Origin of the sequence: Sulfitobacter sp. JL08, from assembly GCF_003352045.1 — a bacterium.
Taxonomy (GTDB): Bacteria; Pseudomonadota; Alphaproteobacteria; order Rhodobacterales; family Rhodobacteraceae; genus JL08.
In genome coordinates this window covers 1,574,897-1,599,620 of the sequence record NZ_CP025815.1, presented here as the reverse complement: position 1 = coordinate 1,599,620, position 24,724 = coordinate 1,574,897, and the positions used below count along the sequence as shown (strand labels likewise).

Here is a 24,724-nt window from a genome sequence, read left to right as displayed (position 1 = left end):
AAAGAGCGCGGCTTAATCCAACGCTCCGTAATATGCAGCAAGGGCTGCGATTTCTTCATCTGACAGGCGGCCAGCCATCATCTGCATGACGGGATGGGGCCGCAATTTCCGTTTGTAGGCGTGCATGGCGACGACAAAATCTTCCTTTGGCCAGTGCGTGATCGAAGGGATGCCCGCATCGCTGCCGTCGATCTGGTGGCAGGTGCTGCATTCGCTGGACAGATAAGCGCCGTATTCGGGATCGCCGACAATCGCCAGTATCTCGGGCGGCAGGTCCACCTCGCGCGCCTGCGCGGTTGGCGCGGCTTCGGGAATGTTGGCGGGGTTGTCGGAAAAAATGCGCAAATACGCCAGCACATCGTGGCGGTCCTGCGGGTCTTTTATGCCACGAAAACTCATCCTTGTGCCGCTGACCAGCGCCTTGGGGTTGTCGATATAGGCATCCAGCGTTTCCAACGTCCAGACAAGCCCGTCACTGGCCGCGCGTTCGATGCCCTTTGAATAAAAGAACCCGTCGATGGCCGCCGCCTTGCGCCCGTAAATGCCATTCAGATGCGGGCCGATGCCGCTTTCTGCTCCGGCGCCGACCTCGTGGCATCCGCTGCACTTGGAAAACAGTTTTTCACCGCGCTCTGCGTCCCCGATCTGCTGGACCTCTTGTTCAGCCAAAGCGCCCCCGACGGGGGGCGCCAAAGCCAGTAACAGGATCAGGATGGCACTGCGCATCACCTACTCCTGATAGGATCTCAGATAGGCAAGGATCGCCTGGACATCTTCTTCCTTGCGCAGGCCCGCGAATGACATCTTGGTGCCCTTCATGAACGCCTTGGGTTTGGTCAGGAATTCGCTCATTGCGGCCTCGTCCCAGACCAGACCGTTTTCCGCAGCTTCCATCAGCGCCTTGGAATATTTGAAGTCCTCCACAGCACCGGCAGGCGCACCGACAATACCGTTCAGAACCGGACCGGTCCGGTTCGTGGCATCTTCACCAACCTGATGGCAGACCTTGCATTTCTTGAATACTTTTTCGCCCGCCTCGACCATCTCGGGGTCAAGCGCGACGGTTTCGACAACGGCTTCTGCCGCTGTTTCCTCGGCCGCCGGTTCAAGCACTGCTTCTTCTTCGGTTGCAACTTCCTCAACCGCGGCGTCAGGTGTTTCCTCTTCCGGGGTCACATCAAGTACCGCGGCGCGCATGGTGATTTCAACGCTGTCCTTGCAATCGGTCATGCAGGGTTCGCCTGAAAACCGGTCAAGCTCGGTTTCGGCGCGGTCATCCAGGATGAACCCGTCGGCGTTGGGCATTTCAACATCCAGAAAGGTTTCGTTGGACAGAACGAAATCGTCATCCACCAGATCGTTGGAATAGAGGATGTAGGCGACAATGGCATAAACTTCGTCCGGTTCCAGGGACTGGGCATTGCCAAACGGCATCGACCGGTTGACGTAATCCCATGTGGTGGACAGATAGGGCCAGTAGGATCCCACCGTTTTCACCGGATCCTCACGGTCCAGCGTGTCAAATCCGCCGGCCAGTTTGGGCCAGTTGTCCACACCTTCGGCAAAGTCACCATGGCAGACGGCACAATGCTCGGCAAAGAGTTCATCCCCGGTCCAAACATCGCCGGATCCGACAGGCAGACCGGTGCCATCAGGGCTGACATCCAGATCCCACGCGGCGATCTCTTCGGGCAGGGCCGGACGCCCAAGACCCAGCTTTTCGGCCAGAGCGGGGCCCGCAACCAGTGTCGCGGCCAGTGTTGCCCCCGTCAGAAGATTACGAGACTTCGACATTTTCCGCCTCTCCGTTTGCTTTCACCCACCATGTCTGGATGCAGTTGTTGTGATAGATCGAATTCAGGCCGCGCACCTCGCGCAGTTGCGCCTTGGTCGGCTGGACGTATCCGGTTTCGTCGATGGCGCGACTTTGCAGCAGCATTTCTTCGCCATCCCACGTGGTATCCAGATAGAACCGTGTCAGCGCGCGGCTTTGACCGGGTGCAGCCAGACGGGCGGTTTCCCATGTCTTGCCGCCATCCTTGCTGACGTCCACGCGGGTGATGGCCCCCCTGCCCGACCACGCCAGACCGGAAATCACCAGCGGGCCTTTGCCATGGGTGATCGGTGCCTGCGGACTGGGGCTTGTCACCACCGATTTGGCATCCATTTCCCACGTCCATTTGCGGGCAATGCCGTTTTCCAGAACGTCGGTATATTTGCTGGTTTCCTCGCGGCTTTCGACGGGTCCGTCCATGACTTCAATCCGACGCAGCCATTTGACCCACATATTGCCTTCCCAGCCCGGCACAACCAGACGTACGGGATACCCGTGTTCCTTTCGGAGTGCCTCGCCATTGGCCTTGAATGCGACCAAAACATCATCAAGCGCCTTGTCCAGCGGGATCGAACGGCCGTTGCTGGACGCATCGGCACCTTCAACGTAAACCCATTTGCCTGCTGTCTGGACACCGGCTTCGTTCAGCAGGGTCTTCAGCGGCACGCCGGTATATTCCATGTTGTGGATCATGCCGTGGGTGAACTGCGCCCCGTTCAACTGCGCGCCCGCCCATTCCATGCCGGTATTCGCAGCGCATTCGCAAAAATAAACGTGGTTTTCGCGCGGGAACCGTTCCAGATCGGCATAGGTGAACACCAAAGGTGTATCCACCAAACCGTTGATCATAAGGCGATAATCCTGTTTCGCCAGCTCGATCGCGCCGGAATGGTGGCGTTCGAACGCGCAGCCCTGCGGTGTGATGGTGCCATCCAGCGCATGGATCGGAGTAAAGTTGATCGAGCTGATGGTGTCCGCCGTCAGCCATTCAACGTTGCGGCGCACAACATCGGATTCAAATTCGATCGGCAGGCCATAGGGTGTTTCATCCACACCGTCGCCCAAGCCCTGCGCCCATTCCTGCACTTCGGTGATCAGCGGATCGCCTTCGGCCTTTGCGGCGCCGGCGGCAACCGCCCCGGCCCCTGCAGCCGCAGCACCTGCCAGAAACTGGCGCCGCGATGGTGTTTTGCCCTTCGCGCTGAAACGCATGCCATTCTCTCCTTCTTGGATTATCAAATTCACTTTAATGAATTTGATAAAATAAAAAACACGTCAAACCGTCGCGGGCGGATCAGGTGCCCACGACTTTGACAGATGTATTGGGTGCCACGCTGACCGTGCCCAGCTTGGCGATGTGGTTTTCCACCACGTCCCAGATCTGCGGCCCTTCGGTGCCTTCGTTGACCGATGCCCAGCCTGCCACAACATAGGACTTCGCCGGATCGATCGCCTCGCCGGTTTTCAGCAAGGTCATATCGGTGATCCGCTGGCCCTGCGGTTTGGTGATATCAATGCGGTAGCCCATGCCACCGATGCGCACCATGTCACCGCCCTGCTGGTAATAGGGATCGGGGTTGAACAGGTTGTCGCCGACATCTTCCAGAATGACATGGATGAATTCGCCCGTCATTTCGGTACGGTATGCCTTGCCGTAGGTCATCGACGTGACATTCCAGATATCTTCACGGGTGATATCCTGCCCCGGCAGGATCGACGGACCCCAGCGCACACCGGGGGACATTGCGATATCTGCATCACGTTCCGATATCAGCGCATCACAGATCAGATCATCCCAGGTGCCGTTGAAATTGCCGCGACGGTAGAGCAGCGATTCCGACTGCCCGATGACCTGTTCCAGTTCGGCCTTGTAGGGCGCGCGCTGTTCGTCAATCAGGCTGGTGATCACGGGATCGGGCGCGATCACATCGGAAAAGATCGGGATCAGCTTGTGGCGAAAGCCCATCATCTGCCCGTCGCGCACATCCAGATCAACGCGACTGACAAATTTGCCGTTGCTGCCCGACGCAATGATGATGGTATCCCCGACCAGCACAGGTTCGGGCAATGCATCATGGGTATGGCCTGACAGGATCACATCTATTCCGCTGACGCGGCCTGCCATCTTCTTGTCGACGTCAAAGCCGTTATGGGACAGGCATACTACAAGTTCCGCGCCCATATCGCGCACTTCGTCCACCATCGCCTGCATGTTCTCGTCGCGGATGCCGAAACTGTATTCGGGGAACATCCAGCCCGGATTGGCGATCGGCATATAGGGAAACGCCTGCCCGATCACAGCGATCTTGACGCCGCCGCGTTCAAAAAACTTGTACGGCTTGAAGAGTTCTGACGGTTCATCCCATTCCGCATCAAAAATGTTCTGTCCCAGCGCGGCAAAAGGCAAGCCGTCCACAATTTCCTGCACACGCGCCGAGCCGAGTGTGAATTCCCAATGGAATGTCATGGCGTCCGGTTTCAACGCATTCATCACGTTGACCATGTCCTGCCCTTCGGTCTGATAGCAGGTGTAGCTGCCGTGCCATGTATCACCGCCATCCAGCAGCAGCGCGTCGGGGCGCGCGGCACGGATCGAATTGATCACTGTTGATACACGATCCAGCCCGCCAACACGGCCATAGGCCTGCGCCAGCGACGTGAAATCATTGTATGTCAGCGCATAGGCAGAGGGGCTGCCATCGTCTATTCCGTAGAGTTTGCGGAAATCCGCGCCGGTGACGTGGGGCACTTCGCCCTTGTTCGGGCCAACGCCGATATTGACCTCGGGTTCGCGAAAATAGATCGGTTTCAGTTGCGCGTGAATGTCCGTCACGTGGATCAGCGACACGTTGCCGAAGGTGTCGAATTCCAGCAGTTGATCCTGTGTCAGGGATTGCTGCGCCGCCAGACGGGCCCAGTTTCCAAAACCGGACGCCCCCACAAGGGCCGATGCGGCCATTCCAACTTGCAAAAAATCACGGCGAGAAATCATGGGCAACAGGCTCCGTCAGGTGGGTTTTGAATTCAGATATCCTGTCCCCTCCCGCTGATACGGAAGGGGCATTTATGTTTCAGGCTTTTATTTCAATCAGTTACGAACTGACGGCCCTTCGACCGACAAACCGTTGCCGCGGCTTGCAACGTAAAGCTCCAAGGCCACAAATTCAGGGCTGCCGGGCTTGAACGTTTCGGCGCGGGTGTCACGGACACACCCCTTAAAACGCGCGTGCGATGTGTTCAGCTTTGCGTTTTTCAGGCGGTACACCGGAAATCCGTTGATCTGGCCCTGGCTCAGGTGATCTGCGCGGATCATGTTGCCATAGTTTTCTTCGTGGCAATTCGCACAGGACAGTTCAAGCTGGCCAAAGCGGGTATAGTACATTTCCTTGCCCGCTTCCCATGTCGACTGCACCGGACCGTCGATTGCAACATTCACCGGCATGCCGCGCGATTGAACGCTGATCAGCGCCTCCATGTTGGCCATGTCGCCACCATCATACTTCCACTTTTCCGCACCCATCTGGTTTTCGCGGCAATCATTGATCTGATGCGCAAGGGTGCGCACCTCGCCCGCAGTTTCATTCCATTTCGGATAGACAGCGCGCACACCCTTCATGCTGGTTTCCACGTCTTCGTGGCAACTTGCGCAGGATTTGCCTTCGCTGCCTTCAACGGCATTCCACTGGTCCAGACCAAGATCGACAAACACCATGCCCGGATTGTCGAAATCATCCATCTGCAATACCTGGGTTTCGTCAGTCCGGAACACCCAGCCGGAATAGATCTCCGACAGGTTTTCAGCATGCTCCGGCGCGGCGGTTTGCGTGACCATTTCGATCTCGCCGTTCACGACCAGTTTGGCGTTTTCGTCGGCAAACGCCAGTGTCGACGTTCCTGCCAGCAGTGCGATTGCCGCTGTTATTGGTTTTAATGTCATCGCGTATCCTCCCTTAAATGCGTCCCTGTGACATCGGCCCGCAAGGCCGCGCACAGGGAGCATCCTGAATTGTTGGGCAACCGGGCGATTACCCGATGGCAATCGCTTTTGCGTCTTCGTAGACCGATCCGTCATCGTCATACCAAGTGAATTTGAATTCACCGGCCTCCGGCACAGTGGCCGAAAATTCGATATAGGGGTTGGTCGAAATCGCCGGTTCCAGCGTCACGTCAATGACGTTCTGGCCATTGAAGTCACAGGTAAAGCGGTTGATGATCGAACGCGGGATCACATTGCCTTCCTTGTCCTTGCGCTGACCGCTTTCCATCTGGTGCGAAATCAGGGTCTTGATCTGGACCGCTTCGCCGGCTGCCGCTGTTTTCGGGACTTTGACGCGGGGTTTTACACCTTCTGCCATGTTCGTATCTCCTTATCTCTCGGGTTAGCCGCCGCAGCCGCCAATTGTGACTTTTACCGTGGACGAAGCCCGCTTGAAGCTGCCGTCGCTCATCTTGGCGATCGCCACGACATCCTGCGTGCCTGCCAGACGGATACGGGTGCTGGCGGCCTGCGCGCCGGCCAGCGGGCCGAACTTGAAGGTGGCCACGGGGGGCGTCGGGTTGCCTAGCGCCAGAACCATGATCGCCTCGGCGCCTTCAGCGCTGACTTCGATCGGAACGGTGTTGCCATTTTCAGCGATTTCCGGCGCGGTCAGCGTGACGCCACCATCCGTTACCTCGGCCCCGCCGGTGAATGCCGCAATCAGGTCATCTGCCGCAGCGTTGGCGCGGTATGGCATGATTGTCAGCGCGACAGCGCCAAGTCCCAATGCCAGTGTTTCGCGTCGTGAGAGATTCATATCTCGTCTCCTTAATCTCGGGTTTGCGTTGCGCCTGTATGAAAGGCGCTGTTATTCCTTCAGTGTCATCAGAAAGGCGACCACATCTTCCACGTCCTGTGCCGACAGGATCGGTTCGATCGAGGTGGCTGCGTCGCCGGTATAGCCATCGCCGGGGCGGATAAATCCGCTGGTCTTGTAGAACGCGGGCATTACGCTGCCGTCAAATGTCATCTTGGCATTGGCCACGATGCCGCGCAGTTCCGCTTCGCTCCAACGGTCTGCGGCACCATCAAGCGGTGGCCCGACTTCGCCGTGAAACGGCGCATCTTTCAACGCGGTGACTTCGTGGCAGGCAATGCAATTGCCCAACCCGCGGTTCGTCATGACCGAACGTCCGTTTTCCGCATCTCCTGCGGCCCCGCTAAGCGATGCTGCAACGGCACCGTCGTCATAGGACACATCGCCCGGTGCAATGCCTTCTGCGGCAGATACGGCCCCTGCTGCTGCAATGCAGGCCGCAAATGTCAAAGATGAAAACCTCATAGTTCCTCCCTTGGCTGTCTCTTCTGGATGGCTGTGACAGCAATGTGTATACCGTAGGCTACCGGACGTTCAGGATGCAACAACAAATTCATTGATGTGAATGAATGAGTATTTTTGTCGCGTCTCGCGCCCGTTCAATCGGTGCTTCCATCGCTGCGTTCCTGAATGCGGCGCGCGTGGTAGCGCTGAAAATCTTCATCACCATCAAGGGCATAGCGTTTTTCGTTCACCCAGGTGAACATATCCAGCGTGGTTCCTGCCGAAAAGGCACCGGGCATGACTGCGACCGCGGCTTGCTTGGCGGATACACCGTCTGCAACCTCTTCGTCGATGAACATGATGGTCGGGGTAAACAGAATCCCCCATTTGCGCGCCATGTCGCTTTCCGGCAGCGTCTCGCCGTCGAAATCCGTCACTTCGATGTCGCCATGCAGGTTTAACTGAACGACAAAGTAATTGTCTTCAATGTAGGAAGACACGTCTTCGCGGGGGAACACCTCTTTGTGCATCTTGGCACAATAGCTGCAACCGCGCTGTTCAAAGAACAGGACCAGCCGTTTGCCTTCGGCATTCGCCTCTTCCAGATCTTCGCGCAGATCTTTGAACGTGTCGCGCATCCACGGGGTTTTGTGCAGGCCGTCATCGCCCAGTTCGGCAGCCCCGAGCGGAAGGGCCATGATCAGGGCGATAGCGCCCGCAAGCAGATGTTTCATTTCTTCCTCCTTTTGGTGTCGCCTTATCCAAGCGTGCTGAAAGACGGGAACCAACGGATCATCGCGTCGGCGATGACCGTCACGCTATTGGTCAGTATCAGAATGGCAAAGACGATCAGCATGACGCCCATTGCCTTTTCGACATATGGCATGAAGCGGCGGTTGCGCTGGACCCATGCCAGAAACGGTTTCGCGAACAGGGCCGCGATGACAAACGGTGCGGTCATCGACAGGCCATAGACCAGCAACAGCAATCCGCCGCGCCAGATATCGCCCATGCCGCTGGCGATCATCAGGATCGATGCAAGGGCCGGACCAACACAGGGGGTCCAGCCAAAACCAAAGGCCAGCCCCATCAGATAGGCGCCGATGACCGTGCTGGGGGCGGCGCTGCTTTCCAGTTTTGCTTCGCGGTAAAGAAACGGCACTTTTACGATGCCCAGAAAATGCAGGCCGAACACGATCAGAATGGCGGCGGCGACATAGGTCAGTTGATCCAGATAGGCACCAAAAGCCTGCCCCAGTGCGGTCGCGCCCATGCCGAGTAAGACAAAGATGGTGCTAACGCCAAGCGCGAAAAACAACGACGAGACAAACAAACGCCGCTGTGCGCCTGTGGCGATTGCGCCGTCTTCGCGCAATTCGCTGACCGACAGACCACCCATATAGGACAGATAGAACGGAACCATCGGCAAAATGCAGGGCGTAAAGAAACTCAGCAGCCCTGCCAGCATTGCCCCGGCAAATGTAATATCGAACATGGTTCCCTTTCACGCTGACACTGTTCAGCTTGATCTATTCACATATTCAAATTATGTATTATAAAACGCAATCGCTATTTGGCCGCATCATGAAAATTCTTCAAACCACGCTGTGTATCGCGATTTTGATGATCGCTGCGGGGGCTGTTCGGGCGTTTGAACTGGTCATGGTCGAACAACCCGGATGCCATTGGTGTCAGGCCTGGAACGAAGAGATTGCGCCCGCCTATCCGAACACGCCGGAAGGCCAGTTTGCGCCATTGCGCCGCGTTGATCTGCGGGCAAAACCTGATGATCTGACCTATGCGCGCCGCGTGACGTTCACACCGACGTTCGTACTGATCAAGGACGGGCAGGAAGTGGCACGGATCGAAGGATATCCCGGCGAAAACTTTTTCTGGCCGCTGCTGGACGACATGTTGCGCGCCCATACAAATTATACAGGAGAGACAGGATCATGAAAAAATTTATGGCTTTTGCCGCCGCACTGTTCTGCGCCACCCCCGCCTTCGCGGATGATAACAACGCCTTTGTGGAATTTCAGGTTCTGAAGCCCGAAGTGGCGGCAGAAATGGCCGATGCCGCCATGCTGGCCTGCCGCGCCATGGGATATCAGGTTGGCGTTACGGTGGTTGACCGCTTCGGGTTGCCGCAGGTCTTTGTACGTGACCGCTTTGCCGGAGCACATGTTTATGAAACATCACGGCGCAAGGCATGGACCGCCGTGTCGTTCCGCACAGGTACAACCGAACTGGCCGTCACGACGCAAGCGGGCGAAATTTCATCCGGCATTCGCCACCTCACCGAAGCGTTACCTTTGGGTGGCGGCCTTGTCGTATATGAAGGTGGCGGTTCCATGGTGGCTGGTATAGGAGTTTCCGGCGCACCCGGCCCTGATCTTGACGATGAATGTGCACAGGCCGGAATAGACGCGATTGAAGACCAGATTGCGTTCTAGGGCGCAGCGACAGAGGACAAAGGAATAATCGCCATGGGGTTGCCTGAATTCAGCGCCGACATTTCCGATGAAGAAATGGACCAGATGGTCGAAAACGCAACCAATGCGTCCAATTTCCTGAAGGCGATCAGCCACGAAGGCCGCCTTATGATCCTGTGCCATCTGGTGTCGGGCGAAAAATCCGTGACCGAGCTGGAAGATTTGCTGTCAGCGCGCCAAGCGGCCGTATCCCAGCAATTATCGCGTCTGCGGCTGGAGGGTCTGGTGATCCCCCGCCGGGACGGAAAGACGATTTTTTACCGCCTCGCAGATGACCGGCCTCGCAAAATTCTGGAAGTGGTGTACGAATTGTTCTGCGCCACGGACTAGAAAAGTCCCAGCACCGGACCTGGGGGAGGGTTGCGGCGATGTTTGAACTTTTGTCAGAACCTCAATGGATGGCTGCAGTCGGGCTTTTGGGTGGCGTGCTGCTGGGTCTTGCCGCGCGGCTGGGCCGGTTTTGCACCTTGGGCGCGATCGAAGACATGCTCTATGGAGGGTCGGATGTGCGCATGCGCATGTGGCTGCTGGCCATCGGGGTCGCGATCACCGGCAGCTTTGCCCTGATGGGCTCCGGGTGGCTGATCGGTACCGACACGTTTTATTTGTCGATCCAGTGGATGCCGATGGCTTCGGTCGTCGGGGGTTTGATGTTCGGTTATGGCATGGCCCTGTCGGGAAATTGCGGCTTTGGCGCCATTGCCCGGCTGGGCGGCGGCGATCTGCGGTCTTTCGTGATCGTGCTTGTCATGGGCATTTCGACCTATGTGGTTCTGGCGGGGCCACTGGCCCCGTTGCGCGACTGGATGTTTCACCAGACACCTGTTGTGGGCAGCACTCCTCCTGGAATTGCGCACGCGCTGGCGGGGTTGTCCGGCCTGTCCGTAACGGGTATCGGGATCACCATCGGCCTGTGCCTGTGCGCCGGTGCGCTGATGTCACAGACGTTTCGGGCGGCCCCCTCTTCGATAATCTGGGCCGCCATTGTCGGGCTGGCGATCATCAGCGGGTGGGCCGGCACCGCATGGGTTGCAGCCAACGGGTTTGAGGCCAATCAGGTTGTGTCGCATTCCTATTCCGCGCCGCTGGGTGAAACCATCCTATATGCGATGACGGGCGGCACACGCACGATTTCGTTTGCGGTGGGGTCCGTGGCCGGGGTGTGGATCGGCGCGTTCATCGGTTCCCTGATCAAGGGCCATTTCAGATGGGAGGCCTGCGATGACCCGCGCGAATTGCGCCGCCAGATCATCGGTGCGGCCATTATGGGGGCCGGTGCCGTCATCGCGATCGGATGCACCGTTGGTCAGGGCCTTTCGGCGTTCAGCGTGCTTGCCTTTGGCGCGCCGGTGACCATGATTGCGATCATTGCCGGTGCCGCACTGGGACTGCGCCAGCTGATCACGGGCTTTTCTCTGGCAGAATAATATCGGTGTTACAAACGCGTCACCGCCCTGTCATTTGTCACAGTCAGAATGCTGGCAATTCCATACGGTCCGATCTGCCGGACCGCCAGCCAGCAAAAGGTGCCTTATGAGCCGTAAATCCATTATCGACGATCCCCAGCACGGAAACAAAGCCGAAGCCTTTGAAGCATTTGACGATATCCCGACAAACCCCAATCTGACCCGCACCATTGGCGACGTGATCAATGCAAGGTACGGCCGCCGCGACATGCTCAAGGGGATATTGGGTGTGTCGGCGACGACCGCCCTGTTCGGAACATCTGCGATAATCGCCCCGAAACAGGCATCCGCCATGTCCGGCAAAGGCCGCTACAACTTTGACGAACTGACATGGGGCAATGACGAAACACATCACATTGCCGCAGGGTATGATGCCGATGTTCTGTTGCGCTGGGGCGACCCGATTACAGCCGATGCGCCCGATTTCGACCCGATGAATCAGACGGTCGAGGCGCAGTTGAAACAGTTCGGATATAACAACGACTATGTCGGATATACCGAACTGGAACCGGGGCGCGGGTTGTTGTGCGTCAATCACGAATATACCAATGAAGAGGTGATGTTCCCCGGTCTTGGCCGCCAGGACAAACAGGATTTTGCCGGTATGACCAAGGAACTGGTGGATATCGAAATGGCCGCGCATGGCGGCACAATTGTCGAGATTGCGAAAGACGCAGCCGGAAAATGGAGCGTCGTGCGCGACGGAAAGATGAACCGGCGTATCACCCCGCTGAACACGGAAATGACGGTTTCAGGGCCTGCCGCGGGCCACGAACGTATGAAAACCACTGCCGACCCGGATGGCATGACGATCATCGGCACCCTGAACAATTGCGCCGGCGGCATGACACCTTGGGGCACCTACCTGATGGCCGAGGAAAATTTCCACGGTTATTTCTGGACCGAAACGCGTGACGCCGAAGGCAAGCCCGACCTGTCCGCCCAACCGCAGGCGGCGTCGATGAAACGCTACGGTGTGCCCGGCATGTGGTACGCGTGGGGCAAATATTACGACCGCTTTGACATCGACAAGGATCCCAACGAGGCAAACCGTTTTGGCTGGATTGTCGAGGTTGATCCGCGCAATCCGGATGCGCGCCCTGTCAAACACACAGCCCTTGGCCGGTTCCGCCATGAAGGCGCGGAAACCACCGTATCCAAGGACGGGCATCTGGTGATCTATACCGGCGACGACAACCGGTTCGATTACCAGTACAAATACGTTTCTGCCGGAACGGTGGGGGATGACGCGGCCGCCAATTCCGCGCTGCTGTCGGATGGCACATTATATGCCGCGCGGTTTGACGAAGACGGCACGATCACGTGGTTGCCGCTGGTGCATGGCACCGGCCCGTTGACGGCAGAAAACGGCTTTAACGATCAGGGTGACGTGATGATTGATGCGCGTCTGGCCGCAGATCTGCTGGGCGCCACGCCGATGGACCGCCCCGAAGATGCACAGCCGCGCGGCGATGGCACCGCCTATATCATGCTGACCAACAATACCCGGCGCACGGCCGAACAGGTCAACGCCGCCAACCCGCGCGCAGAAAGCAGTTTTGGCCACATCATCGAAATCAAGGAAGCCAACGGAGATCATGCGGCCACTACGGGCACGTGGTCGATCCTGGTCAAATGCGGTGATCCATCGATTGCCGAGGTGGGTGCACAATGGAACCCTGAAACATCTGCAAACGGCTGGTTCGGATCCCCCGACAACTGCGCCTTTGACGCGGACGGGCGGCTTTGGATTTCGACAGATCAGGGATCAAGCTGGGGCAAGACCATGAAGTCTGACGGGCTTTACAGCCTTGAGACCGAAGGCGCCTTGCGCGGCCATTCCAAACTGTTCTTCCGCTGCCCCGTTGGCGGCGAACTGTGCGGCCCGTACTTTAGCGACGACAGCGAAACCCTGTTTCTGGCCGTCCAGCATCCGGGCACGGACGGAACCAAGGATTTCAAGGGGTTCGAGAGGGATTCGACCTTTGAAGATCCGGCGACGCGCTGGCCCGACTTTGCGGACGGCATGCCGCCGCGCCCGTCGGTTCTGGTGGTGACCAAACAGGGTGGCGGCAAGATCGCCATTTAAAGAGGTGTGTTGGTGGCGAGTGTGTAAAGGGGCTCCGGTTCGCCGGGGCCCCGTTTTTATGTGCGCTGTAGACGCGATCAATCCGATGCTGGCAAAACCGGCTATTGCACCCCGGTCGCGGTAACAAAGCACCTTCCGGCAGTTCCCCGGAAAAACAAGCCATACCCACGCCGCACCGTGTCCTTTTTTAATTAACATGCCCCTGCGCCGCTATCAGCCTGCGCATTCTACCCATTAGTGGGTATTCACAAAATCGGGCATACCCGATACTGCATAAACTGGTAAACATATTTTACCAAAGACTCCCTGGGGGAGTCCAACTAGTCTGGGAGGACACCATGAAATACCATCTTTATACCGCGACAGCTGTTGCCGCCCTATCGGTTGCAAATGTTGCATCGGCGCAAGAGGTCATCGAAATGACGTCGTCGTTCGGGAAAAACCTGCCGATCCTGGGCACCGCCGGCGTTGATTTTGTCGAAAAGATAAACAGCATTTCCGAAGGCGTGGAATTCGAACATTTCGATCCGGGCGAACTGGTTCCGACACTGGAAGCGCTTGATGCCGTATCAAACGGATCGGTTGACGCATCTTACGCGACATCCGGCTACTGGCAGGGCAAAATCACCGCTGCGTCGCTGTTTGCCGCCGTTCCGTTCGGCCCCGAAGCGGGCGAATTCCTGGCGTGGATGCTGTATGATGACGGCCACACACTGTTCCAGCGCATGTATGACGAAGCAGGCTATAACGTCCACGTCATGCCCTGCGGTATCATCGCACCGGAAACATCCGGTTGGTTCAAAAACGAAATCAACTCGATCTCGGATCTGGAAGGGTTGAACATGCGCTTTTTCGGCCTTGGTGCCGAAGTGATGCAGCGTCTGGGCGTATCCACGTCACTGCTGGCGGCGGGCGATATCTTCCCCGCGCTGGAGCGTGGCGCGATTGATGCGACAGAATTCTCGATGCCGCTGATCGATGCGCGTCTGGGCTTTCACAACATCGCGAAATACAACTACTTCCCCGGCTGGCACCAGCCCGCAACGATGTTTGAACTGCTGGTGAACAAAGACGTCTGGGATGGTCTGGACGAACGCAGCCAGAAACAGATCGAAGTGGCCTGCCTTGCCAACATCACGACCAACTATGCCGAAGGCGAAGCCAAGAACTATGCCGCGATGATCGACAACGCCGAAAACAACGGCGTGAACATCAAGGTCTGGGATGCTGAAATCCTGGCGACATTCGAAGCGACATGGAACGAAGTGGCCGCCGAACTGGCTGCCGAAGATGCCTATTTCGCAGAAGTCTGGGCCGATCTTCAGGAATTCCGTGCGGGTTACAAAACATGGGGTGACACCATCTATCTGCCGCGTCCGCGCAACTGATAGACGCATCATCTGACAGATGCCGGGGCGTTCGAAAAACGCCCCGGCACACCCGACACCGATGGATTTGAAACCGGTGTCTTTTCGAATGTGAGGGGCAGGACCATGAAGACGACAGACGAGATTATTGCGATCTCGGACCCGGGAGAGGTTGGGCGTGAAAACCACAACCGCGGGGACAGGTTTATTGTTGTGATTTCAAATGTGTTTGCGTGGTTATTCCCGTTTCTGATGATCGCCATCTGCTCGCAGGTTGTGCTGCGTTATATCGGCATGAACCAGGCTTGGCTGGATGATTTCCAGTGGTGGCTGTATGGCGCGGCGGTTCTGATCGGCATCGGATATGCCGTGACCACAAATAGCCATGTGCGCGTCGATATCCTTTATGACCGTTTCCCGATCGAAAAGAAAACGCGGATCGAAATCTTTGCCCTTGCGTGGCTGTTCCTGCCCTTCATCATCCTGTGCTGGGACGTGACGCTGAGCTATGCCATCTCCTCCGTTACGGCGTGGGAAGGATCAGACAGCCCGAACGGATTGCACAATCTGTGGATCCTCAAGGTGTTCATGAACTTGAGCTTTATCTTTATAGGTATCGCAACATGGGCGGCTTATGTGCGCAATCTTTCGATCATGACGCGGCCCGTTTTGTGGAAACAGCTGCTGTTCGCCTTTCCGTCGACGATGTTCCTGATCAATCTTGTGGTCTATTATGTGCTGTGGTGGGGCGTTTACCTGACCAGTCCGGCAGACACCACAACGCGCGAGGTCGGGCGACACGCGATTTTTGATGAAGTCGAAATTGGCGCCTACGACATCAAATACACCATCATTATCACGCTGGTCCTGACGATTGCCGTGATCGCTGCTGTGCGGGTCTTTGACCGCTCTGCGCGCAGCCAAGGGTAGGACCACGCATATGTTTAGCTTTATCGGGCAGTTTCTGACCCTGAACGAGATTGCCGTGATGGCGATGTTCGGCACGTTTATCTGGATGTTGTTTCGCGGCATTCCGGTGGCCATGTCGCTTGTCGGGGTCAGCCTTGTCTTTGTGTTGATCGCCGAATTCTTCCTTGATCCGTTCCGCGGTACGTTCCGCGACATCATCGAATTCGATCGCACCGGCATCGAATACCAGAAATTGCAGGCCCTGTCGGGGCGTCTGTTTGGCAATATCGTCAAGAACCCGGTTCTGGTGGCATTGCCGATGTTCATCTTCATGGGCCTGATGCTGGATCAGTCCGGCGTGGCGCAACGGATGATGCATTCCATGCAGAAACTGTTTGGCAGTCTGCGCGGCGGCCTGTCGCTGACCGTGTTGCTGATCGGGATCATTCTGGCCGCATCAACCGGCGTGATCGGGGCGTCTGTCACCCTGTTGGGTGTGATGGCCCTGCCCGCGATGATGGCACAGAATTATTCCAAACCGATTGCCACCGGCACCATCGCAAGTGCCGGCACATTGGGTATCCTGATCCCGCCATCGATCATGCTGGTGATCATGTCGGACCAGCTGGCGATTTCCTTGGGCGATCTGTTCATGGGCGCGTTGTTTCCCGGCCTGATCCTGGGCGCGCTCTATATCATATTCATCATTATTTACGGGCTGATACGCCCGTCTGCGATGCCGCCGCCCGAACAAACCGAAGCGGTCGGCTGGCCGGTGATCAAAGAGGTGTTGCTGGCCGTTGTGCCACCGATGTTCCTGATCCTGCTGGTTCTGGGATCAATCTTTGCAGGCATCGCCACCCCCACCGAAGCGTCCGGTCTGGGCGCGCTGGGGGCCACCATTCTGGCAGCCACCAACCGCAAGCTGAACTACACCGTTCTGAAAGAAGTCAGCCGGTCGACCCTGAACACATCGGGCTACATCGTCGGTATCTTTCTGGCGGCCAACTTCTTTGCCTTTGTGCTGCGCCGCTATGGCGGAGACGAGATTGTGCAGCACATGGTTCTGTCGGCCTTTGACGATCCTTACATGACCGTTGTTTTCATCCTGTTCATCGTGTTCCTGCTGGGCTTCCTGCTGGACTGGATCGAAATCACCATCATCATCATGCCGCTGATGTTGCCAATCATTCTGGGCCTTGAACTGGCCATCCCGGGCTTTGATCAGGTGCGTGATCCGTCTGTTGTCTGGTTCGCGATCCTTGTGGCGGTGACGCTGCAAACCTCGTTCCTGACGCCACCGGTGGGTTTTGCACTGTTTTACCTCAAAGGCGTGTGCCCGCCGCAAATCTCGCTTAGCCATATCTACAAGGGCATCATTCCCTTTGTCGGATTGCAATTGCTGGGCCTGTTCATCGTGTTCGAGTTTCCACAACTCGTGACGTGGCTGCCATCGGTCGCTTACGGAGACTAAAAAGAAACCCCGCCGGAAACGGCGGGGTTTTTCTTTGGTTACGGGTACTGGCGCACTTTTGCCCGCCTAGAACATCGCAACGTCAATCTGTGCCGCGTTCAATTCGCGTTTGACGGCGGTGGCGATCTCCACCGCTTCCGGCGTGTCGCCATGCAGGCAGATCGTATCGATCCGCGTGGCGATATGTTTGCCGGATTCTGCGATGATTGCGCCTTTCTGTACCATGTTAACGATGCGTTTGGCGGCATAATCCGCATCATGGATCATCGCGCCGGGAAGGGAGCGGTCGACCAGCGTCGCATCGTCATTATAGGCGCGGTCGGCGAATATTTCAGCGGCATAGGGACAGCCCAGATCGCGCACCACGTCTTCCATCGCGGTGGTCGCCAGCACCATTATGACGATATCGGGTGCCACATCCAGCGCCGCCGTATAACAGGCGCGCGCCAGATCGGCATCGACTGACGCCATGTTAGACAAGGCACCATGCAGTTTCAGATGCCGCACCTGCCCGCCGGCGGCACGTGCCATCGCCTGCGCGGCCCCGATCTGGTATTGCACCAGATGTGCAACCTCAGCATGAGACAGATGCAGCTTGCGCCGCCCGAAACCCTGCAGATCAGCGAAACCGGGATGCGCGCCGATACCCACGCCGTTTTTAACCGCCAGCGCCATCGTTTGCGCCATTACATCAGGATCACCGGCGTGAAACCCGCATGCGATATTGGCAGAGCTGACAATATCCAGAAGGGCCGCGTCATTGCCCATCTTCCACGGACCAAAGCTTTCGCCCATATCGGCATTCAGATCGACAGATTGGCTCATTTCGGGTCCTCTTGCGTAGAAATCGGGTCATGTCCGGCGGTGACGCCGCTGATCAGTTGATAAGATAGCAGATCGGCAATGTCATGGGGATCGCGCACCAGCGGGCGGACCTGATGCGCCAGTCCGGCGGTGGCTTTTTGATCTGCCGCATAGGCCGCCAGCGCTGTTTCCATATCGATCAGCTCAAAGCGCAGCTTGGTGCCGGGGCTGGCCTGTGCCACACGCGGCAGATCACAGGGAATAACGGTGCCGATGCGGGGATAACCCCCCGTGGTCTGGCATTCCGCCAGCAGGATATAGGGTGCGCCATCACCGGTGATCTGGATATCCCCCGGTACGATCATTTCGGATACGATTTTCAACCCGGCAGATACGGTGAACGGTTCGGCATCTGCTGACAAACGTACCCCCTGCCGATTGCCGCGCGCATCGCGCTGAAAGGTGATCTGCTGGAACCGGTCCAGTTCGGCGCGGGCGAATTCTCCAGTCTGAACACTTGCCACCATACGCAAGGCGCCGCCTGAACAGCGGTCGGCCACATCCAGAACATTCCCCGTCCGGTCAGGGTGCGGATCACGACCCACAGGCAGCGTATCACCGGACGCGACAGCCTTGCCAATGCCTGCGCCAAGATGTGTGGCGCGGCTGCCCAGCAAGCTGGGCGTGTCCAGCCCCCCGCCCAGATGCAGATAGCCATACACACCGCATTTCGCCGCACCGATGCGCAGGGTCTGGCCCGGATGCAATGTATAGCTGGCGTTCATCAGGATCGGTGCGCCATCAATCGCCAGTTGCATGCGCGCCCCTGTCACCGCAAAACGCAAGGGCGCGCTTGCGGTAAAAGCCCCGCCATAACCGCCCAGTTCCAACGCCGCCAAAGCCGCTGACTGGCCCAAAAGGGCTGCACCTTCGAACAGGGCCAGACGATCCGCCGCGCCGCCCTGCGACAGGCCTTCGACCAGAAAGCCGGGGCGGCCCAGATCCTGTATCAGAACCGCGGGTCCGGCCTCGATCACGTTCAGATACACGCTCATGTGACCTCCGTGATGCGGGCCCCGCCATCGCCGGTTTCATCTTTGGCGCGGATCGCAGTCATCGTGGCCTGATCCACCGGATCGAATGTCACCTGATCGCCGGGACGCAGGGCAAAGGGCTGGTCCTGTTCCGGGCGAAAACAGCGAAAGGCGGTTTGTCCGATATGGCGCCAGCCTGTCGGTGCATCGGCGGCAAAAATGATCAGCTGCCGGATCGCCACGACCAGCGCGCCTTCGGGCACCTTGGCCGTCAGGCCGGTCTGGCGCGGAATGTCCCAATTGGGCGTCAGGCTGCCCATATAGGGCTGACCCGGCGCAAAACCGATGGTCAACACCTGAACGGTTTGCGCGGCCAGATCGTCAATCGCCGCCGCCCCGTCCAGCCCCGCCAGCGCCGCCGCCTCTTCCAGTTGCGGCCCTTCTTCAGCACCAAACACACAGGGAATGTGAAAATGCCGCCGCCCCGTGGGCAAGGGCGCGCTGTACCAGTCCTGTTCACCCAGCAGGGATTGCAGTTTTTGCTCCAGCGTTTCGTGTTTCAGATGCAGCGGATCAAAGCGCACGAACACCGACACCAGCGCGGTTGAGGTTTCTTCGACACCGTCCCACCCCTCGCGCTCAAGGCGCGCGCGCAGGGCAAGTGCCGCGCGGTTGGCGGCCTCGCTCATCCCGGCGCCGAATTGCACCAGCATGGCGGTCACACCAAGGCTGGCAATCCGCGGATAGCCGGTGTCGGGCTTATGGCGCGTGTCTGACATAAAACCTCCTGAGCAGTATGGGCGTCAGGTACATTGGCAACTGGTAGCAGCCGATAAAGATCAGCAGCGGGTCCGTGATATCAGACGGCAGGGCCACAAGAAACAGCGCCACATTGCGGTTGCCCGCGATTATGGCGACCGGCACCCGCGCGACTGTATCCGCCAGAACGGTATGGGCCAGCATCTGCATCCCGAAGTTCAGCGCAAAGGCAAGAGCCAGCCAACCGGCCAGCACAGACGGCGCACCACGGAGCGCCGGACCCAGCGCCGACATCAGCCCGACAACGATCACCGCCAGCATGATCACCGTCAATCCGTCGATTGCGGCAATCACCTGGGCGCGCGGCGCGCGAAAAAACGCCCGCCGCACGGCAAAACCGGCCCCGACAGATCCCGCGATCACCGCCATCAGCCACGCCGAAGCCGCAAATGCCGCGCCCGCATTGCCCAGCACCGGCAACAGCCAGAACACCGGCAGAACCGTCAGTGGAAAGGCGGCCGTACCCAACACCAGAAGGCGCAGGGCCGGGGCCGGATCATGGCCCAGCAAAATCGTAAAATTCGGGCTGCCGGTGATCGGGGGGGCAGACAAGGCCAGCACCACAACCAGCGCAACGGGCGTTGCCGCCAGACCAAACAGCCAGAATGCGCCAAAGGCCAGCACCGGCAGGATCACCTGATAGATCAGGACAATTCTTGCGCTTTGCCCCAACGCCCCGATCGATCCGATGGCCTGGCGTGCGCCGATCCGCAGTGCTGTCAGGAACAGCAACAGGCCGATCATTTCGGGCAGCCACGGGCGCAACATCAGCGCCACGTCAGGCAGCAACACCCCCGCGACCAACCCCAGCACAAGGCCAATCCGGCCATGGCGGGCAATATGACCCAGCATTGCAATCATGCCCTGTCTGCCCGCGTGCTACCCGTTCGGACCGGCACGCAGATTATCGGGCAGCCAAGTTGCAATCTCGGGAAAGGCGATCAGCACGAACACCATCAGTACCATGATCAGGAACATCGGGATCGCCGCCTTGGCGATAAAGCTCATCTCGTGTTCGGTCATGCCCTGCAGCACGAACAGATTGAACCCGATGGGCGGCGTGATCTGCGCCATTTCCACCACGACGACAATAAAGATGCCGAACCAGATCAGATCGATCCCCGCCTCGCGCACCATGGGTTCGACCACGGCCATCGTCAGCACGACCGATGAAATGCCATCCAGAAAACAGCCCAGAATGATGTAGAACACCAGCAAAACCATCAGCAATTCAAATCGCGTCAATTCCAGCGTGGCAATCAGATCAGCCAAGCCGCGCGGCAGACCGGTGAACCCCATCGACAGCGACAAAAACGCGGCCCCTGCAAGGATCAGGGCAATCATCGCGCTGGTGCGGGTGGCCCCCATCAGGCTTTCGGTGAAGGTGCGCCACGACAGCGATCCCTGCCCCGCCGCCAGCAGCAGCGATCCGATGACACCGAACGCGGCCGCTTCGGTCGCGGTGGCGATGCCCAGATACATCGACCCGATCACAACAGTGATCAGCAGGATCACCGGAATCAGGAACCGGGAATTGGATACTTTCTGCGCAAAGGTCATCTTGGGTTCCACCGCCGGATTCCAGCGTTTGGACACGGTCGCATAGATCGCCACATAGGCCATGAACATCGACGCCAGAAACAACCCCGGCAGGATACCGGCAAAGAACAGTTTGGTGATGCTTTCATTGATGGTGACACCGTAGACGATCAGCGTCAGCGATGGCGGGATCATCAGGCCAAGTGTGGCCGCACCGGCCAATGTGCCAATCACCATGGTTTCGGGATATTCCCGTTTGCGCAATTCGGGGATCGACATTTTGCCGACCGTGGTCAGCGTGGCTGCCGATGATCCCGATACGGCGGCAAATACGGTACAGCCAACGATATTGGTGTGCACCAGCCCGCCGGGCAGGCGCGCCAGCCACGGGCTAAGGCCGCGAAACATGTCTTCGGACAATCGTGTCCGATAAAGAATTTCGCCCATCCAGATAAACATGGGCAGCGCCGTCAGGGTCCAAGACGAAGATGCCGACCAGATCGTTGTGGCCATCGTATCGCCCACGGGGCGGGTGGTGAACAGTTCCATTCCTACAAAGGCCACCCCCATCAGCGCCAGACCGACCCAGACACCGGACCCCAGCAGAGTGAACAGAACGAAGAGAAACAGAATGATGATATAGGTTTCCTGCATTTCTATTCTCCGTGGCTTTGATCGGCCAGATCACGGACAATGCCGTGTTTGCCGGTGAAAATCAGTTGCAACAGGTGATCGGTCAGCGCGATCGCGAGAATGATCGCGCCGATCAGCATCGGCATTTGCGGTATCCACAAGGGCGTCGCATCCTGGCCCTGGCTGACATCGTTGAATTTGATCGCAAAGCCGATCAGGCGCCAAGAGTAATAGGCGACATACCACGCCACCGCCGTGCCGATGGTGAAACACCAGATTTCAAGAATACGGTTCGCCCGCGGTCCGACCACGTTCAACAGGATGGACACGCGGATATGCGACCCCTTGTTCAGCGCGCTGGCAAAGGCCAGAAAGGACGCCGCTGCCATCGCATAACCGGCATAATCAGGCGCGCCCGGAAACACTTCTCCGGTCCAGCGGGCCAGCATCTGCACCACGATCAACAGCAGAATGGCCACCAGACTACAGGCTGCCAGAACGCCGGACAGCGCATATAGGAAATCAAGCGTGCGTCGCAGCCCGCGCATGAATGTCATTGGAATGTCCCCCGAGGTTCAAGCATTTGGGGCGGTCCCTTTGGAACCGCCCGCTTTTGGTTTTCTTCTTAGTTGTTGAAGGCATCGACGATGGCCTGCCCATCCTCGCCCGCCGCCTCAAGCCATTCGGCTGTCATGGTTTTGCCGATTTCCTTCAATTCGTTGACAAGGGTTTCCCCCGCCGGACCAACTGTCATGCCCCCTTCGGCCAGACCGTCCATGGTGAATTGTGTGTAGGCCTTGGACGCTTCCAGACCTTCGGCTGTCGCCGTTGCCGCGCATTCGGTGATGACGGCCTTGTTGGCGTCACTGACACCGGCCCAGGCATCGTTGTTCACCATGACGTGGTTATAGGGAAGCCAGGCGTCGACCTCGTAGAAGTGCGTCAGGCTTTCCCAGACCTTGCGGTCATAGCCCGTCGCCCCGGATGAGATCATCGATTCCGCAACGCCGGTTGCAAAAGCCTGCGAAATTTCGGCGGCTTCGATGGTCACGGGCAACATGCCTGTCAGTTCGGCCAGACGCGCGGTGGCGTTGTTGTAGGAGCGGAACTTGATACCTTCCATATCGGCAACAGAATTGACCTCTTTCTTGAAATAGAGCCCCTGTGGCGGCCATGGCACGGAATAGAGAATGGTCAGGTTCTGATCGGCCAGAATTTTATCAAGCGCCGGTTTCGCGGCATCGTAAAGTTTGCCTGACGCATCAAATGACGTGGCAAGGAACGGCACGCTGTCAAAGCCGAACACGGCGTTTTCGTTCTGGTGGCCCGACAACAGGCGTTCGCCGATCGGAACCTGACCGGTCTGGATCGCGCGTTTGATGTCGGCACCCTTGAACAGGGAACCCGAAGGATGGGTCACGATCTCGATCTCGCCACCGGTGCCGGCGGTGACACATTCTCCGAATTTGGCGGCGTTTTCGGAATGGAAATTGGTTGCTGAATAGGCCAGCGGCATGTCCCATGTTTCGGCCATCGCGGCAGTGGCTGTCAGCGCTGAGGCTGCCATCAACGCGGCTGTTGTTTTCACTGTTTTCATTTGGTCGTTCTCCCTTTGGGTGTTGGTTTTTCGGGTTTTCTCGGTCTTGTTATGCGTCAAATCTTTGCGGCGCGTAGGGTTGCAAGTCAATGTTGGGGCTACGCCCTGTCAGGATATCGGCCACCAGACGCCCGGTTTTTGGCCCCCCGGTCAAACCGATGTGATGGTGGCCAAAGGCGGTATAAACGCCTTTGGTGCCGATTTCGCCGATCAGGGGCAGGCTGTCGCTGGGGGCTGGCCGGTGGCCCAGCCATTCCACTTCTGAAGTGGCTGTCAGGTTGGGAAAGATGCGCGCCACCTGACGACGCAGCAGGGCCAGCGGTGCCTTGGACGGGCCGGCCTTCAGTCCGCCGAATTCAACAATTCCGGCACAGCGCAAACCCGCAGCCATCGGGGTGGCGACGAATTTTCCGCTGGCCACCATCGTCGGCGCCCGGGGGCCACCATTCGCGCCCTCGTAAACAATGTGATAGCCGCGTTCGGTTTCCAGCGGGATATTCAGGCCAAGCTTGGCCATCAGCGGTTTTGACCAGACGCCCGAGGCCAGCACCGCCCGGTCACAGGGCATCGCCCCCTGATCCGTCAGCACGGCCGAAATCCGTCCGTCTTCGAATTCGAAATCCAGAACGTCGGCCTGCCGGACCTGCCCGCCCATATCGGTAAATGCCTGCGCCAGCGCCGCCACATAGCCGCCGGGATCGCGGATGAAGCCGTGGTCTTTCATCAAGGCAAGGCAGGTGATGTCGGGCGACAGGTTCGGATCATATTCCTGCACGTCGCGCCCTGTGATCAGAACCGGTTCAAAGCCCGCCCGGGCGCGCAAGGCCCAAGTGTAGCTGTCGGCCTCAAACGCGGCCTTGTCGGCATAGGCGAAATTGTAATCGCTGTCGGTTATCCAGTCTTTTGCCAGCGTTCCCTGCGCCAGCGCCTTGTGCTGGTCAACGGTGTCCGCGACAATCGGGGTCAGTCCGGCAGCGATGCGTCTTGTGTCTGCGTCATTGGCGTGCGCCATGTACTTGCGCAACCACGGCATCAGTCTGGGCAGATATCCCCAGCGCAGGAACAGCGGAAATTCTGGGTTCATCAACAATCCAGGTGCCTTGCCGATCAGGCCGGGTGCGGTGACGGGCACCATGGAACAGGCCGCCAATACACCTGCATTGCCATAGGATGTGCCCTGCCCCGGGGCGGCGCGATCCACCAAAGTGACGTTCACATCATACCGGCGCAACCAGATGGCGGTTGAAACGCCAACGATGCCTGCCCCGATGATGATCACGTGTTCCGTCACTGGAATTGCCCCCCGCAATGCCGATCGTGCCCCTACACTGACCGGATTCGATCACAAGTCAACAATTTGTTGACAA

Annotated in this window: 26 protein-coding genes; 8 read left to right on the top strand and 18 right to left on the bottom strand. The window is 58.2% G+C overall.

Translation table 11 applies throughout. The features are described 5' to 3' along the window. Nucleotides 1-12: 12 nt before the first annotated feature. The 10 genes from C1J05_RS07925 to C1J05_RS07880 all read right to left on the bottom strand — a co-directional run bounded on the left by C1J05_RS07925 (nt 13) and on the right by C1J05_RS07880 (nt 8,629). Entirely contained in the window at nt 13-726 is a 714-nt protein-coding gene (locus tag C1J05_RS07925; protein WP_114869779.1) for a c-type cytochrome, read from the bottom strand. A 3-nt stretch (nt 727-729) separates the two neighbouring features. Then, a complete protein-coding gene (locus C1J05_RS07920) occupies nt 730-1,794 on the bottom strand; it encodes a c-type cytochrome (RefSeq protein ID WP_114869778.1) in 1,065 nt (354 codons plus the stop codon). Beyond that, nucleotides 1,778-3,046, bottom strand: coding sequence for a sulfite dehydrogenase (gene soxC, locus C1J05_RS07915; RefSeq protein ID WP_114869777.1), 1,269 nt, complete (start codon nt 3,044-3,046; stop codon nt 1,778-1,780). The genes C1J05_RS07920 and soxC overlap by 17 nt, the downstream gene beginning before the upstream one ends. An 82-nt stretch (nt 3,047-3,128) precedes the next feature. Beyond that, complete coding sequence (gene soxB, locus C1J05_RS07910) at nt 3,129-4,826, bottom strand: thiosulfohydrolase SoxB (RefSeq protein ID WP_114869776.1); 1,698 nt, start codon at nt 4,824-4,826, stop codon at nt 3,129-3,131. A 96-nt stretch (nt 4,827-4,922) separates the two neighbouring features. Continuing rightward, on the bottom strand, nt 4,923-5,771 hold the full coding sequence (soxA, locus tag C1J05_RS07905) for a sulfur oxidation c-type cytochrome SoxA (RefSeq protein WP_114869775.1): 849 nt from the start codon (nt 5,769-5,771) through the stop codon (nt 4,923-4,925). An 88-nt stretch (nt 5,772-5,859) separates the two neighbouring features. Beyond that, nucleotides 5,860-6,189: a thiosulfate oxidation carrier complex protein SoxZ gene (gene soxZ / locus C1J05_RS07900; protein ID WP_114869774.1), complete on the bottom strand. Its 330-nt coding sequence runs from the start codon at nt 6,187-6,189 to the stop codon at nt 5,860-5,862. A 24-nt stretch (nt 6,190-6,213) separates the two neighbouring features. After that, nucleotides 6,214-6,630 carry a thiosulfate oxidation carrier protein SoxY gene (gene soxY / locus C1J05_RS07895; RefSeq protein ID WP_114869773.1) on the bottom strand — a complete coding sequence of 139 codons (417 nt, stop codon included), beginning with the start codon at nt 6,628-6,630 and terminating at the stop codon, nt 6,214-6,216. Nucleotides 6,631-6,681: 51 nt separating this feature from the next. Next, the gene (soxX, locus tag C1J05_RS07890; RefSeq protein ID WP_114869772.1) at nt 6,682-7,155 is read right to left on the bottom strand and encodes a sulfur oxidation c-type cytochrome SoxX; all 474 of its coding nucleotides are present in this window, start codon (nt 7,153-7,155) and stop codon (nt 6,682-6,684) included. Between the two features lie 134 nt (nt 7,156-7,289). After that, entirely contained in the window at nt 7,290-7,868 is a 579-nt protein-coding gene (locus tag C1J05_RS07885; RefSeq protein WP_114869771.1) for a thioredoxin family protein, read from the bottom strand. Between the two features lie 23 nt (nt 7,869-7,891). Beyond that, nucleotides 7,892-8,629 (bottom strand): cytochrome c biogenesis CcdA family protein, encoded by a 738-nt coding sequence (locus C1J05_RS07880; RefSeq protein WP_114869770.1) that lies wholly within the window; start codon nt 8,627-8,629, stop codon nt 7,892-7,894. An 89-nt stretch (nt 8,630-8,718) separates the two neighbouring features. Between C1J05_RS07880 and C1J05_RS07875 the strand changes: the two genes are divergently transcribed. The 8 genes from C1J05_RS07875 to C1J05_RS07840 all read left to right on the top strand — a co-directional run bounded on the left by C1J05_RS07875 (nt 8,719) and on the right by C1J05_RS07840 (nt 16,931). After that, nucleotides 8,719-9,090, top strand: a complete 372-nt coding sequence (locus C1J05_RS07875; RefSeq protein ID WP_205389189.1) for a hypothetical protein — start codon at nt 8,719-8,721, stop codon at nt 9,088-9,090. Then, nucleotides 9,087-9,587 (top strand): GlcG/HbpS family heme-binding protein, encoded by a 501-nt coding sequence (locus tag C1J05_RS07870; RefSeq protein ID WP_114869769.1) that lies wholly within the window; start codon nt 9,087-9,089, stop codon nt 9,585-9,587. Before C1J05_RS07875 ends, C1J05_RS07870 begins: the two co-directional genes overlap by 4 nt. A 33-nt stretch (nt 9,588-9,620) precedes the next feature. After that, nucleotides 9,621-9,956, top strand: a complete 336-nt coding sequence (locus tag C1J05_RS07865) for an ArsR/SmtB family transcription factor (RefSeq protein ID WP_114869768.1) — start codon at nt 9,621-9,623, stop codon at nt 9,954-9,956. A gap of 38 nt (nt 9,957-9,994) precedes the next feature. Beyond that, nucleotides 9,995-11,053, top strand: coding sequence for a YeeE/YedE family protein (locus C1J05_RS07860; protein WP_114869767.1), 1,059 nt, complete (start codon nt 9,995-9,997; stop codon nt 11,051-11,053). Nucleotides 11,054-11,159: 106 nt separating this feature from the next. After that, nucleotides 11,160-13,181 carry a PhoX family protein gene (locus C1J05_RS07855; protein WP_114869766.1) on the top strand — a complete coding sequence of 674 codons (2,022 nt, stop codon included), beginning with the start codon at nt 11,160-11,162 and terminating at the stop codon, nt 13,179-13,181. Between the two features lie 338 nt (nt 13,182-13,519). Next, on the top strand, nt 13,520-14,569 hold the full coding sequence (locus C1J05_RS07850; protein WP_114869765.1) for a TRAP transporter substrate-binding protein: 1,050 nt from the start codon (nt 13,520-13,522) through the stop codon (nt 14,567-14,569). A gap of 105 nt (nt 14,570-14,674) precedes the next feature. Then, nucleotides 14,675-15,478: a TRAP transporter small permease subunit gene (locus C1J05_RS07845; RefSeq protein WP_114869764.1), complete on the top strand. Its 804-nt coding sequence runs from the start codon at nt 14,675-14,677 to the stop codon at nt 15,476-15,478. A 10-nt stretch (nt 15,479-15,488) separates the two neighbouring features. Beyond that, entirely contained in the window at nt 15,489-16,931 is a 1,443-nt protein-coding gene (locus C1J05_RS07840) for a TRAP transporter large permease (RefSeq protein WP_114869763.1), read from the top strand. Nucleotides 16,932-16,997: 66 nt separating this feature from the next. On the opposite strand, the gene C1J05_RS07835 is transcribed toward C1J05_RS07840, so the two are convergent. The 8 genes from C1J05_RS07835 to C1J05_RS07800 form a co-directional block, all read right to left on the bottom strand. Continuing rightward, nucleotides 16,998-17,756 carry a LamB/YcsF family protein gene (locus tag C1J05_RS07835; RefSeq protein ID WP_114869762.1) on the bottom strand — a complete coding sequence of 253 codons (759 nt, stop codon included), beginning with the start codon at nt 17,754-17,756 and terminating at the stop codon, nt 16,998-17,000. Further along, nucleotides 17,753-18,790 (bottom strand): biotin-dependent carboxyltransferase family protein, encoded by a 1,038-nt coding sequence (locus C1J05_RS07830; protein ID WP_114869761.1) that lies wholly within the window; start codon nt 18,788-18,790, stop codon nt 17,753-17,755. Before C1J05_RS07830 ends, C1J05_RS07835 begins: the two co-directional genes overlap by 4 nt. After that, entirely contained in the window at nt 18,787-19,548 is a 762-nt protein-coding gene (locus C1J05_RS07825) for a 5-oxoprolinase subunit B family protein (protein WP_114869760.1), read from the bottom strand. The genes C1J05_RS07830 and C1J05_RS07825 overlap by 4 nt, the downstream gene beginning before the upstream one ends. After that, nucleotides 19,529-20,449, bottom strand: a complete 921-nt coding sequence (locus C1J05_RS07820) for a hypothetical protein (protein WP_114869759.1) — start codon at nt 20,447-20,449, stop codon at nt 19,529-19,531. Before C1J05_RS07820 ends, C1J05_RS07825 begins: the two co-directional genes overlap by 20 nt. 18 nt (nt 20,450-20,467) lie before the next feature. Next, nucleotides 20,468-21,781 carry a TRAP transporter large permease gene (locus C1J05_RS07815; protein WP_114869758.1) on the bottom strand — a complete coding sequence of 438 codons (1,314 nt, stop codon included), beginning with the start codon at nt 21,779-21,781 and terminating at the stop codon, nt 20,468-20,470. A gap of 2 nt (nt 21,782-21,783) precedes the next feature. After that, complete coding sequence (locus C1J05_RS07810; RefSeq protein WP_114872193.1) at nt 21,784-22,308, bottom strand: TRAP transporter small permease; 525 nt, start codon at nt 22,306-22,308, stop codon at nt 21,784-21,786. Nucleotides 22,309-22,385: 77 nt separating this feature from the next. Next, the gene (locus C1J05_RS07805) at nt 22,386-23,357 is read right to left on the bottom strand and encodes a TRAP transporter substrate-binding protein (RefSeq protein WP_114872192.1); all 972 of its coding nucleotides are present in this window, start codon (nt 23,355-23,357) and stop codon (nt 22,386-22,388) included. A gap of 49 nt (nt 23,358-23,406) precedes the next feature. After that, on the bottom strand, nt 23,407-24,648 hold the full coding sequence (locus C1J05_RS07800; protein ID WP_114869757.1) for an NAD(P)/FAD-dependent oxidoreductase: 1,242 nt from the start codon (nt 24,646-24,648) through the stop codon (nt 23,407-23,409). Nucleotides 24,649-24,724 lie beyond the last annotated feature (76 nt).